Raw genomic sequence first — 11,473 nt, forward strand, 5'->3', positions numbered from 1 at the left:
CCCCCCCCCCCCCCCCCCCCCCCCCCCCCCCCCTTTTTTTTTTTTATTTATCGGGCCACCACTTATTTTTAAATTTTTTGGTTGGTGGTCTGGTTCTTTTTTTTATATTATACTGGGGGGGGGCCGGCGGCGATCATGAGCGGGCGCCCGCCGAGGGCGCCCGCGACCTCAGCGGTTGGCGAGATGGGCGACGAGACGCTCGGCGGCGGGGCCCGAGGAGGCCGGGTTCTGGCCGGTGACGAGCAGGCCGTCCGCCACGACGAAGGGTCCCCAGTCGGCGCCCTTGGCGTAGAGGCCGCCGTTCCGCACGAGCTCGTCCTCGACCAGGAACGGCACCACCTCCGTGAGGCCGACGGCCTCCTCCTCGGTGTTGGTGAAGCCCGTGACCTTGCGGCCGTCGACCAGTGGCTTCCCGTCAGGCGCCTTGGCGTGGCGCAGGACGCCGGGGGCGTGGCAGACCAGGGCCACGGGCTTGCCGGCCGCCAGCGTCGTCTCGATCAGCTTGATCGAGGCCGGGTCCTCGGCGAGGTCCCACAGGGGCCCGTGGCCGCCGGGGTAGAACACCGCGTCGAAGCTTTCGTGGCTGACGGCGTCGAGGCGGCCGGTCTCGTCCAGCACCGCCATGGCCGCCGCGTCGGCTTCGAAGCGGCGCGTCGTGTCGGTCTGGAAGTCCGGCTCGGCGCTCTTCGGGTCGAGGGGCGGGCGGCCGCCCTGGGGCGAGACCACCACCACCTCCGCGCCGGCATCCTTGAACACGTAGTAGGGGGCCGCGAACTCCTCCAGCCAGAAGCCGGTCTTCCGGCCGGTGTCGCCGAGGCGGTCGTGCGAGGTCAGCACCATCAGGATCTTCATGGTCGTTCTCCGAGGTTTTCGCTTGGGGAGGGAAAAGGTTTGGGGGTCGGGCCGTTCGCCGGGTCCGCGCGGGGCGGCGACTTGGGGAAGGCGGGCGGATTTTAGCGCGCCTTCACGGGGCGTTCGGCGGCCGGATCGCGCGCCGGCGCAGCTGGCGCGGGGCGGAGTTCCGGGTTCGCGCCGCGGACCTCCTCGAACCGGACCATGCGGACCGCGCCGATGGTCTCCAGGATGATCCGCTCCTGCGCGGTCGCGGCCCGCGGGGTGAGGAGCGCCATCAGCCCGACGGCGAGGGTGGCGGCGACGATCGTCTTCGTGGGGTGGGGCATCGGATGTCTCCGTCTGGCTGCTGGCTCCCCGCCGGCCCGGGGACGATGGCTCGTTTTCGTTTTGAGTAGACCGGTCGTCTCAAACTTCGGCGTAAAAGGATACTGTCTCGGGATCGTTGGAACGCGGGTGGGTTCAGTGCGGCGCGAGGCCGAGGAGGCGGCGGGTCGTCCCGATGGCGGCCTCGAACGGGGCGTCGGTCCGGACGATCTTGGCCATCAGGCTCGCACCGAGCCAGACGTGGTACAGGTCTTCGGCGGTCGTCTGCGGCTCGCCCTGGACCGTGAGCGACCCTTCCGCCACGCCCGCCGCGATGGCGTGCGACAGCCGTTCGATGATCCCCGCGGTGCCGCCCTTGAGGGCGAGGCGCATGGCCTCGGACAGGTCCGAGACTTCCGCCGCAAGCTTCACCGCGAGGCACTTGCGCTGGTAGTCGATGCTCCCCTGCGTCGCCTGCCACTTGCGCCAGTAGTTCATCAGGCGCTCGGCCTGGTTCAGGCCCGGTTCGGCGAGCGTCGCGTCGAGGTCGGCGAGGTAGGCTTCGAAGTAGTCCGCCAAGAGGGCCTCGCCAAAGGCCTCCTTGGAGCCGAAGTAGTGGTAGAACGATCCCTTCGGCACGCCGGCCGTGGTCAGGATCTCGTTGAGGCCGACCCCGGAGAACCCCTTCGCGCCGACGAGGCCGTAGGCGGTGTTGAGGATCTCTTGGCGGGTGTCGGTGTGTGCGGCGTCGCGTGGCATGACGGCGAGATAGATCGAATTAGACCGGTCGTCTAGAGGCAGCTTTCATTTTTTTGGCAAAGGGCTTGCGAAGGGCTCGGCAGGCGGCCTCGCAGGCGCCGCCCGCCTCGGTCGAAACCCGGCCGTGCGGCTCGCCGCTACCGCTTTCCGAGTGTCGCCGTCGGCCATTCGACGATCCGGTCCGGGAGTTCGTCGTCGGTGAACTCCTCCTCGTTGCCGGCCATCCGGCCGCGGATCGAGATGCCGGCGTCGTGGACGCTGTTGCGCGAGCCCGAGATCAGGTGGTGCCAGTCGTACAGCGGCTCGCCGTCGCGGATCAGGCGGTAGGCGCAGGTGGGCGGCAGCCACGGGATCGTGCGCACCGCCTCGGGGGTGAGCCGGACGCAATCCGGCACCCGGACCTGGCGCTTGGCGTAGTCGCGGCAGCGGCAGGCATGGCCGTCGAGCAGGGTGCAGCCGACGTCGGTGTGGTGGACCTCGCCGGTATCGTCGTCCTCGAGCTTCAAGAGGCAGCACCGGCCGCAGCCGTCGCACAGGCTCTCCCACTCGGCCGGCGTCATCGCTTCGAGGGTCTTCTCCCGCCAGAACGGCAGGGCGGCGCCCGCGGGGGCGGGCTTGGGGTTCCCCATCGGGAACACCTCTCACGTGACAGGGGCTGAAGCGCCCCCTGTGCCGCAAGGCGGGCGCGGGTGCAACCCGGCCGCGACCCGGCCACCGGGGCGCCCCAATCCGCCATCAAGGTTGACGCCACCTTTCCCCGGCGCCCGCCGGACCCATCGCCGCGCAGGCCGCGTTCCATCTCGCGAAAGGCCCCGCGGCTTGGTAGAGAGGGACACGGTCCCCTCGTCCGCGGGTCCGTCGAGGCGTCTCAAGGAGCCGGAACCCCGTCGTGCGCCTGCCGAACGTCTCCCGCCTCCTCACCCGCATCAAGCACGCGTCGCTGGCCTTCGACGCCTGGGTCAACGCGGGCCTGTACGACAGCGGCGTCTCCGGCGGCGCGGTCTACGGCCGCTTCCAGGAGCGGATGAAGGTCTTCGCCTTCCGCGGCTGGAAGCGGGTGGCCCTCGACCTGACGAGCGAGGGCGTGACCCTCGGCACGGGGGCTGCGATCCTGATGCTCGCGCTGGCGCAGCCGGCCTTCAACCTCACCAGCGACAACTGGCTCAAGGCCCAGGACCTCGCGGTCACCTTCCTCGACCGCTACGGCACCGAGGTCGGGCGGCGCGGGATCAAGCACGACGACTCGCTCAAGCTCGACGAATTCCCCGACATCATGATCAAGGCCCTGGTCTCGACCGAGGACCGGCGCTTCTACGAGCATTGGGGCATCGACCCGATCGGCACGCTGCGCGCGCTCGTCAACAACTCGCGCGGCGGCGGCAGCACCCAGGGCGGCTCCTCGATCACCCAGCAGCTCGCCAAGAACCTGTTCCTCACCAACGAGCGCTCGCTGGAGCGCAAGGTGAACGAGGCGTTCCTGGCCCTGTGGCTCGAGAGCCACCTGACGAAGAACGAGATCCTCAAGCTCTACCTCGACCGCGCCTACATGGGCGGCGGCACCTTCGGCGCGGTGGCGGCGGCGGATTACTATTTCGGCAAGCCGCTCAAGGACATCAGCCTGGCCGAGGCCGCGATGCTGGCCGGCCTGTTCAAGGCGCCGAGCAAGTACGCGCCGAGCGTCAACCTGCCGGCGGCCCGCGCGCGCGCCGTCGACGTGCTGCACAACATGGTCGAGGCCGGGTTCGTCACCGAAGGGCAGATCCAGACGGCTTTGCGCAACCCGGCGACGCCGGTGACGCGCACCCGCGACATCACCGCCGACTACTATCTCGACTGGGCCTTCGGCGAGATCAAGGCCATGGCGGATGCGGGCAAGTTCAAGACCGACCGGGTGCTGACGGTGAAGACGCCGCTCGACCTCGGCATCCAGAAGCGCGCCGACCAGGTGGTGGCCGACATCCTGCGCAAGTCCGGCGAGGCCTACGACGTCGACGAGGCGGCGATGGTGATCCTCGATCCCGACGGGGCGCTGCGCGCCATGGTCGGCGGCGCCGACTACGGCGAGAGCCAGTTCAACCGCGCCACCGACGCGCTGCGCCAGCCCGGCTCGTCGTTCAAGCCCTACGTCTACGCGGCGGCGCTGAACTCCGGCCTGTTCCGGCCCGACACGGTGGTGGTCGACAGCCCCGTCTGCCTCGGCAACTGGTGCCCGCAGAATTACGGCCGCTCCTATTCAGGGCGCCAGCCGATGTGGCTCGCGGTGGCGAAATCGATCAACACCATCCCGATCAAGGTCTCGATCGCCATCGGCAAGGGCCTCGGGATCAAGGGCGACTTCCAGGCCGCGAAGGCGGGGCGCGCCAAGATCATCGACACGGCCCACCGCATGGGCATCACCACGCCGCTGGTCGACTCGGTGTCGCTGCCGATCGGCTCGGCCGAGGTCACGGTGATCGACCAGGCCGCCGCCTACGCGGTGTTCGCCAACGGCGGGCGCAAGGCCAAGCCCTACGCGGCGTCCGAGGTGAAGAATTCGAGCGGCGAGGTGATCTACCGCCACGACGACGAGAAGCCCGAGCAAGTGCTCTCGACCCAGGTCGTCGCCGACATGAACTACATGCTGAACAAGGTGGTCGAGGAGGGCACCGGCCGCCGCGCGCAGCTGGAAGGCATGAAGGTCGCGGGCAAGTCCGGCACCACGAACGCCTACCGCGACGCGTGGTTCGTCGGCTACACCGGCAACTACGTCGCCGCGGTCTGGTTCGGCAACGACGACCACACCTCGACCAACAAGATGACCGGCGGCTCGCTGCCCGCCACCGCCTGGCACGACGTGCTGGAGGTCGCCCACCAGGGCATCGAGCTGAAACCGCTGCCGGGGCTCAAGGCCCCGAACGCCGCCGCCGCCCAGGCCGCCGCCTCGACCCCCACCGACCCGGCCGCCACGAGCTACGGCAAGCTCTCGCGCCGCAGCTTCGAGGTGATCGGCGGCCTGAACGGCCTGTTCCGCACCGTCGAGCGGGCGCGGCCCGAGGCCGGCGAGGCCAAGCCGGCCTCGGAGCCGCGCCCGGGTGCGAGCCTGGCGCCCGCCGTCACGACCCGCGACGTCGCCGAAGGCACCCGCTCCGTCGGCGGCCGCCTCGAGACCCGGTGACGGCGATGGTGGCGGGAACCGAACCGGCCGCACATGCGGCCGAGGGGACGCGGCGCACGCCCCGGGCGCGGGCCGGCCAGGCCGCCGGGTTCGTCTCCGGCGCCTCGCCGGCGGCGCTCGCCCTCTACGCCCTGGCGCTCGGCGCCGGGCTCGGGCTCGCCAGCGCCGACTGGGCGACGCGGGGCGGCTACCCGTTCGGCGGCGTCGCCGTGGGGGCCTGGACCGCGTGGCCGCGCGCCGGCTCGACCGCGGCCGACCCCTACACCCGCGCCGTCAACGCCCGCCGGGGCGAGGTGCCGCTCGCGGTCGGCGAGGGGCTGCTGCTGACGGCCGCGGTCGACGATTCGGGCCGGGCGCTCGACGCGACCTGCACCTACCGCGTCGCCGGCATCACCCCGCCCGCCCGCGCCTGGACCCTGACGGCGGCCGGCCGCGGCGCACCCGAGCCCGGCCGCCCGGGCTTACGCGAGGGCTTCACCTCCACCGAGATCCTGCGCGAGGCCGACGGGCGCTTCGCCATCGTCGTCGGCTCGGAGGTCGAGCCCGGCAACTGGCTGCCGAGCCCGCGCGCCAGCGGCCCGATCCGCCTGGCGCTGCGCCTCTACGACACCCCCGTGGCCGCCAGCGCCGGGACCCTCGACCGCGACGCGGTGCCGGCGATCACCCGGATGGGATGCGCCTCGTGAACCTGCGCGTCGTTTACGCCACCGCCTGCGGGCTGGCGCTCGCCGGGATCGTCCACGTGGCGACGGTGTTCGCGATTCCGGCCCTGTCGGAGACCGACGCCCTCACCCGCGCCCGCTCCAGCGAGAGCCTGGAGCACCCGCAGCGGGTCTACACCCTGGCGACCCACGGCGAGCCGGCCCCGGCCGAGGCGTGGCTGCCGATCCCCGACCCGTCCGTGGCGGTCGGCGTCTGCGCCTACGACCTGGAGGACGGCCCGATGCGGGTTTCGGCCCGGACCGGCGCGATGATGCTGTCGCTGGCGGTGCACGGCCGCAAGGGCGCCTTCTACGCGGTCACCGACCAGGCCGCGGTGCGCGGCGCCCTCGACCTCGTGGTGCTGACCCGGGCGCAGTACGACGCGGCCCTGGCCAACGACGACGAGAACGAGCCGAGCCGCGACGTGCGCATCGTCGCCCCGGGCGACCAGGGCTTCGTCGTCGTCCGCGTCATCGCAGGCCTGCCGAGCCAGCGGGCCGCGGCCAACGACGCGGTGCAGGCGGTCTCCTGCACCACCGACAGCCCGGACGAGCCGGACCCCGAGCCCGCGCCGGCCAACCCACCGCCGACCAACCCGCCGCCGGCCGGCCGCGCCAAGCCGAACGGCTGACGCGGCCTTCGGCTCACGCCGCCCTGCGCCGCCTGACGAAGGTGGCCTGCCGCTCCGCCTCGGACCGGTTCACCGCGGCGCGGACCTGCAGCAGGTCCTTGCGCGTGACGAGGCCGACCAGCGTGCCGCTCTCCGCATCGGTGACCGGCAGGCGCCCCTGCCCCGTCGTCAGCATCAGGTCGAGGGCGTGCGCGGTGACGTCGCCCGGGTGGACGACGGCCAGCGACGCGTCGGAGACCCGCTCACCAAGGCGCTCGGAACCGTCGCCGCCATCCGTCCGCCACAGCAGCGCGTCGCCGCGGGTGACGAGGCCGACGGGGCGGTTCTCGCCGTCCACCACCGGGTAGGCGTGGTGGCGTCCCGCCTCCATCGCCGCCACCGCCTTGGCGACGGGCATGTCGGCCCCGAGGGTGTCGACCGACGCGACCATGATCTCGGCGACGCGGGTGAACTCGTAGGGGTCGATGCCGTACTCGCGGGTGACGTGCTGGCCGCGCCGGGCGATCTTCCCCGTCAGGATCGAGCGCTTGAGCAGCAGCACCGTCACGGCGTAGGCCGCGGCCGAGGCCGCCAGCAGCGCGGGCAACGCGTGCACGTCGCCGGTGAGCTCGACGGCGAACAGCGTGCCGGTGAGCGGCGCCCGCATGGTGCCGCCGAGCATCGCCGCCATGCCGAGGAGCGCCCAGAATCCCGGGTCGCCCGGCAGGGCCGACCCGGCGAGCCAGCCCATCGCCCCGCCGAGGATCAGCAGCGGCGCGAGTACGCCGCCGGAGGTGCCCGAGGACAGCGCCACGAGCCAGATCGCGGCCTTCACGACCAGGATCAGCAGCACGGCCGTCAGCACCATGTGGCCGCCGAGCAGGTCGGCGATGACGTCGTAGCCCACGCCGAGCGCCCGCGGCTCGACCAGCCCGCCGAGGCCGACCGCGAGGCCGCCCAGCGCCGGCCACCACATCCAGTGGATCGGCAGGCGCTCGAACGCGTCCTCGAGGGCGTAGAGCAGCGTCGTCAGCACGCCCGAGAGCAGCCCCGCGGCGAGGCCGACGCCGACGCAGGCCGCCAAGCCCCACCACGGCAGTGCCGGGTCGGCGGCGAAGGGGAACAGCGGCCCGGCCCCGAACAGGCTCGGCCGCAGCATCGTGGCGGTGACGGCGGCGGCGGCCACCGGGATGAAGCTGCGCGGGCGCCACTCGAACAGCAGCAGCTCCACCGCGAGCAGCACGGCGGCGACCGGCGTGCCGAAGATCGCGGTCATGCCGGCGGCCGCGCCCGCGACGAGGAGCGTCTTCCGCTCGGCGGCGCTCAGGTGGAAGAACTGCGCGAACAGCGAGCCGATCGCCCCGCCGGTCATGATGATCGGCCCCTCGGCACCGAACGGGCCGCCGGTGCCGATCGAGATAGCCGACGAGACCGGCTTCAGCACCGCGACCTTCGGCGACATCCGGCTGCCGCCGATCAGGATCGCCTCGATCGCCTCCGGGATGCCGTGGCCGCGGATCTTCTCCGAGCCCAACCGCGCCATCAGGCCGATCGCGAGGCCGCCGAGCGGGGGCACGCAGACCATCCAGAGCGAGGGCGTGGCCCCGGCCAGCGAGGTCGCCCCGACATCGATCCGGCCGAACCAGACGAGGTTCGTCACGAAGGCGACGAGGGCGAGCAGGCCCCAGGCCGCGACCGTGCCGCCGAGGCCGACCACGACCGCCATGGCGCACAGCACGAAGAGGCGTCGGTCGGTGCGGAAATCACCCAGAACGCGACGCCCGGCGGGCGGGGCTGCCTTCGAGACCGGCATGCGGCTGAACCTCCTGTAGGATGCGGTACGGCCCCATATATATATCGTAACCCGATATATTGAACCCCACGCTTGGAGGTGGACGATGGATTCGGATGCCGGCTCGGTCCTCTCGCGTGAGGCCTACGCCGCGATCGCGCGCTTCCGCCTGGAGCTGCGGCGTTTCCTCGCCTTCAGCGAGGCGGCGGCCGGCAAGGTCGGCCTGCCGGCCCAGCAGCATCAGGCGCTGCTGGCGATCGCAGGCCACGACGGGCCGCCGACGGTCGGATTCGTGGCCGAGCAGCTGTTGATCGCGCCGCAGACCGCGGCCGAGCTCGTCGCGCGAATGGTGGACAAGGGCTTCCTGACCAAGGCGGCGGAGGCGCGCGACCGCCGGCGGATGGCGCTGTCGCTGACCCCGAAGGCGATGGCGGTGCTGCAGCAGCTGACGACGGCCCACCTCGCGGAGCTGCAGACCCTGGAGCCGGCCCTCGCCACCGCCCTGGCCACGGCGCTGGACCGCGTGCACGGCCGCTCCGACGCGGGGTGATGATGGTGCGGAGCGGAGACCGTTTGAGCAGCCCCGCGGTACGGCCCCGAATGGATCGTTCGAGGCGAAGGCGCGCCCCCCTCTCCCGTCCGGGAGAGCATTGGGGTGAGGGGTGCGGCCTCTCCGGAGAAACCTGGCCCCTCACCCTGTCCCTCTCCCGGACGGGAGAGAGGACCCGCGCCTCAACGGCTCGTCTGTGAAATCAACCAGTCCCTGGACCCGCGGTCAGCCCGCCTGGACGGCGTCGAGCGCCTGGGCGAGGTCGGCCAGGAGGTCGTCCTCCGCCTCGAGGCCGATCGACAGGCGGAGCAGGCCGCCGGTGATGCCGGCGATGGCGCGGGCCTCGGGGTCCATGGCGGCGTGGGTCATGGTCTCGGCGTGCGAGATCAGGCTCTCGACCCCGCCGAGCGATTCGGCGAGCGTGAACACCTGGACCCGGCCCACGACCTGGCGGACCGCCTCGCGGCCGCCGACGAGTTCGAAGCTCAGCATGGCGCCGAAGCCGCTCTGCTGGGCCTGGGCCAGCGCATGGCCCGGGTGGCTGGCGAGGCCGGGATAGTACACCGCGGCGACGGCCGGGTGCCCGGCGAGGAACGCGGCCAGGCGCCCGGCGGTCCGCTGCTGCTGCTCGACCCGCACGAACAGGGTGCGCACGCCCCGCAGCGTCAGGTACGCGTCGAACGGCGAGCCGGTGACGCCGATGGTGTTGGCCCAGGCGGCGAGCTCGTCGCCGACGGTGGCGTCCGCCGCGACCACCGCGCCGCCGACGACGTCGGAATGGCCGTTGAGGAACTTGGTCGTGGCATGCACGACGAGGTCGGCGCCGAGCGACAGGGGCCGCTGCAGGGCCGGCGACAGGAAGGTGTTGTCGACCACCGAGAGCGCGCCGGCCGCCCGGGCGAGCCCGGTGACGCGGCGGATGTCCACGACGCGCATCAGCGGGTTGCTCGGCGTCTCGATCAGCACGACCTTGGGCTTCCTCGCGAAGGCCGCCTCCAGGGCCGCCGGGTCGGTCTGGTCGACGAAGGCCACCGCGTAGTGCCCGCGCGCCGCGCGGAGGCTGAGCAGGCGGTGCGTGCCGCCGTAGCAATCGTGCGGGGCGACCAGGAGGTCGCCCGGCCGCAGGCTCGACAGGGCGAGGTCGAGGGCCGCCATGCCGCTCGACACCACCACCGCGCGGGCGCCGCCCTCGAGCTTGGCGAGGGTGTCTGCGAGCTGGTCGCGCGTCGGGTTGCCCAGCCGCGAGTAGTCGTAAGGCCCCGGCTTCTCGAAGGCCGGGAACTTGTACGTCGTCGAGAGATGGATCGGGGCGATGACGGCGCCGTAGGACGTGTCCGCGGCCACGCCGTTGGTGGCGGCGATCGTGCGGGGATCTCTGGGTTCGGTCATCGCGTCTGGTCCTCCCGGGAATCGGTTCGCGGTGCGATCCGAAGGCCCCGCCGAAGCGTTCTTTATAGAGGACGAAACGGCCTTACAACAAAACGATGCAAAGATCCGCTCAGGCTCATACCAAACCTCGCTGAGCTCGGCTCATCGGGGTTCGGGCCCCCGCGACTGCGGGGCGGCGGGAGTCCGTCGGACCTCATGGGTCTTGACCCGTGAGACTGGGTATTAATCCTTCACGACCAACGGCCGCACCGGCGGACCCGAGGCGGCGATGCCCCCGCGCGGCGGCATCGCCTCGGGCAACGCCATGTCCTCGCCCGGAACGAGGCCGCAGCGGAAGGCGGCCTCGGGCGGAAGCAGCGGATCGAGGAGCGTGCGGCGGGCGGCCAACCCGGCGACGCCGCGCTCCGCCCCCACGGCTTCGGGGCCCGGCACCGCGACGACGAGGTGCTCCAGCGCGTAGCGGTAGCGCGCCGTGCGCTCGGCGGTCTCCAGCCGGACCCAGGCGATGAGGCAGCGGTTCTCGGCGACCCGCATCGCGGCGTTGCGCACGTCGTCGTCGTCGAGCGCCTTGGCGAAGGGAAGGCTGCGCAGGCGCAGGGCGTCGGCGTCGATCACCCGCGCGGCGATCGCGACGAAGGGCGGGATCAACCGGGCGTCGGCGACCGCGTCCTCGGACAGGCGGCGGTAGCGCGAGACCGGCGAGCGCGCGGGCTCGGCCACCAGCCCGTCATGGTAGGCGGCCACGTCCCCCGGCCGCCAGGAGGGCGGCAGCACGCGGGCGCGGGTGAGGTTGGCGAGCACGTCGATGAACGCGGCCTGGGGCGCCGCCGGCATCAGGAAGCGCCAGGCGCGGGCGCGCAGGGTCTGCTCGTCGTCGGTCAGCGGGAAGGCGGAGGCCGGCTCGCCGCGCTCGCGGGCCGCCAGCGTGCCGGTGGTCTCGACCAGCGCGTTCCAGGCGCCGGCCTTCGGGCGGCCGAAATCGCCCTGCTGCGCGCAGGCCGCCAGGAGCGCGGTGAGGAACGCGGAGGTGACCGCGCAGGTCGCGACCGGGCTCGTGCGGCGCCGGGCGCCCGGGATCGGAACCGGCACGCGCCGGGCCTGGCTCGGCATGGACCGCCTCGTTCGGGTGTCGGTGTGAGGACTGGGCGTTGAGACGCGGACCCGGCGGATCGCCCGCCGGAGGCCGGATCAGGAGGCGAGGCGCTCGTAGCGCACGCCGAGGAACAGCAGGATCTCGCCGCGGCGCTCGCCGGCCTCGGGGCGGCGGCGGGACCGGGCGGAGGCCGCGAACGGCACGACGCGGCCGAGCGGTGCGCGCTGGGGACCCTCCGGCGTCGGCGTGTCGGAGCGGAGCGCGGC

The 11,473-nt window shown here is 72.5% G+C and carries 11 protein-coding genes; 4 read left to right on the forward strand and 7 right to left on the reverse strand.

From position 1 onward, the window contains the following. Positions 1–168: 168 nt before the first annotated feature. The 4 genes from FV234_RS23640 to FV234_RS23655 all read right to left on the reverse strand — a co-directional run bounded on the left by FV234_RS23640 (position 169) and on the right by FV234_RS23655 (position 2,546). The gene (locus tag FV234_RS23640; protein WP_147764697.1) at positions 169–852 is read right to left on the reverse strand and encodes a type 1 glutamine amidotransferase domain-containing protein; all 684 of its coding nucleotides are present in this window, start codon (positions 850–852) and stop codon (positions 169–171) included. Positions 853–953: 101 nt separating this feature from the next. After that, on the reverse strand, positions 954–1,181 hold the full coding sequence (locus FV234_RS23645; protein WP_147764698.1) for a hypothetical protein: 228 nt from the start codon (positions 1,179–1,181) through the stop codon (positions 954–956). Positions 1,182–1,314: 133 nt separating this feature from the next. After that, the gene (locus FV234_RS23650) at positions 1,315–1,917 is read right to left on the reverse strand and encodes a TetR/AcrR family transcriptional regulator (protein ID WP_147764699.1); all 603 of its coding nucleotides are present in this window, start codon (positions 1,915–1,917) and stop codon (positions 1,315–1,317) included. A 137-nt stretch (positions 1,918–2,054) separates the two neighbouring features. Next, entirely contained in the window at positions 2,055–2,546 is a 492-nt protein-coding gene (locus FV234_RS23655; protein WP_147764700.1) for a YcgN family cysteine cluster protein, read from the reverse strand. 260 nt (positions 2,547–2,806) lie between these two features. On the opposite strand from FV234_RS23655, the gene FV234_RS23660 reads away from it, so the two are divergent. From FV234_RS23660 to FV234_RS23670, 3 genes are read left to right on the forward strand one after another with little or no spacing between them, the layout of a single operon-like run. Beyond that, positions 2,807–5,071: a PBP1A family penicillin-binding protein gene (locus FV234_RS23660; RefSeq protein ID WP_147764701.1), complete on the forward strand. Its 2,265-nt coding sequence runs from the start codon at positions 2,807–2,809 to the stop codon at positions 5,069–5,071. A gap of 5 nt (positions 5,072–5,076) precedes the next feature. Further along, positions 5,077–5,757, forward strand: a complete 681-nt coding sequence (locus tag FV234_RS23665) for a DUF1214 domain-containing protein (protein ID WP_147764702.1) — start codon at positions 5,077–5,079, stop codon at positions 5,755–5,757. Next, positions 5,745–6,404: a hypothetical protein gene (locus tag FV234_RS23670; RefSeq protein WP_238272944.1), complete on the forward strand. Its 660-nt coding sequence runs from the start codon at positions 5,745–5,747 to the stop codon at positions 6,402–6,404. Before FV234_RS23665 ends, FV234_RS23670 begins: the two co-directional genes overlap by 13 nt. Before the next feature lie 13 nt (positions 6,405–6,417). On the opposite strand, the gene FV234_RS23675 is transcribed toward FV234_RS23670, so the two are convergent. Beyond that, positions 6,418–8,196, reverse strand: coding sequence for a chloride channel protein (locus FV234_RS23675; RefSeq protein ID WP_147832016.1), 1,779 nt, complete (start codon positions 8,194–8,196; stop codon positions 6,418–6,420). An 85-nt stretch (positions 8,197–8,281) separates the two neighbouring features. On the opposite strand from FV234_RS23675, the gene FV234_RS23680 reads away from it, so the two are divergent. Then, complete coding sequence (locus tag FV234_RS23680; RefSeq protein ID WP_147764704.1) at positions 8,282–8,725, forward strand: helix-turn-helix domain-containing protein; 444 nt, start codon at positions 8,282–8,284, stop codon at positions 8,723–8,725. Positions 8,726–8,950: 225 nt separating this feature from the next. Here FV234_RS23680 and metB read toward each other — a convergent pair whose 3' ends face one another. Both metB and FV234_RS23690 read right to left on the reverse strand, forming a co-directional pair. Beyond that, on the reverse strand, positions 8,951–10,114 hold the full coding sequence (gene metB, locus FV234_RS23685; protein ID WP_147764705.1) for a cystathionine gamma-synthase: 1,164 nt from the start codon (positions 10,112–10,114) through the stop codon (positions 8,951–8,953). A gap of 222 nt (positions 10,115–10,336) precedes the next feature. Further along, the gene (locus FV234_RS23690; RefSeq protein ID WP_246686291.1) at positions 10,337–11,224 is read right to left on the reverse strand and encodes a hypothetical protein; all 888 of its coding nucleotides are present in this window, start codon (positions 11,222–11,224) and stop codon (positions 10,337–10,339) included. Between the last annotated feature and the right edge of the window lie 249 nt (positions 11,225–11,473).

Origin of the sequence: Methylobacterium sp. WL8 (assembly GCF_008040045.1) — a bacterium.
GTDB lineage: Bacteria > Pseudomonadota > Alphaproteobacteria > Rhizobiales > Beijerinckiaceae > Methylobacterium > Methylobacterium cerastii.

What these genes read in the sequence shown, in the direction of transcription:
- FV234_RS23640 (WP_147764697.1), bottom strand. Translation starts at nt 852, where the DNA reads ATGAAGATCCTGATGGTGCTGACCTCGCACGACCGCCTCGGCGACACC.
- FV234_RS23645 (WP_147764698.1), bottom strand. Translation starts at nt 1,181, where the DNA reads ATGCCCCACCCCACGAAGACGATCGTCGCCGCCACCCTCGCCGTCGGG.
- FV234_RS23650 (WP_147764699.1), bottom strand. Translation starts at nt 1,917, where the DNA reads ATGCCACGCGACGCCGCACACACCGACACCCGCCAAGAGATCCTCAAC.
- FV234_RS23655 (WP_147764700.1), bottom strand. Translation starts at nt 2,546, where the DNA reads ATGGGGAACCCCAAGCCCGCCCCCGCGGGCGCCGCCCTGCCGTTCTGG.
- FV234_RS23665 (WP_147764702.1), top strand. Translation starts at nt 5,077, where the DNA reads ATGGTGGCGGGAACCGAACCGGCCGCACATGCGGCCGAGGGGACGCGG.
- FV234_RS23670 (WP_238272944.1), top strand. Translation starts at nt 5,745, where the DNA reads ATGCGCCTCGTGAACCTGCGCGTCGTTTACGCCACCGCCTGCGGGCTG.
- FV234_RS23675 (WP_147832016.1), bottom strand. Translation starts at nt 8,196, where the DNA reads ATGCCGGTCTCGAAGGCAGCCCCGCCCGCCGGGCGTCGCGTTCTGGGT.
- FV234_RS23680 (WP_147764704.1), top strand. Translation starts at nt 8,282, where the DNA reads ATGGATTCGGATGCCGGCTCGGTCCTCTCGCGTGAGGCCTACGCCGCG.
- metB (WP_147764705.1), bottom strand. Translation starts at nt 10,114, where the DNA reads ATGACCGAACCCAGAGATCCCCGCACGATCGCCGCCACCAACGGCGTG.
- FV234_RS23690 (WP_246686291.1), bottom strand. Translation starts at nt 11,224, where the DNA reads ATGCCGAGCCAGGCCCGGCGCGTGCCGGTTCCGATCCCGGGCGCCCGG.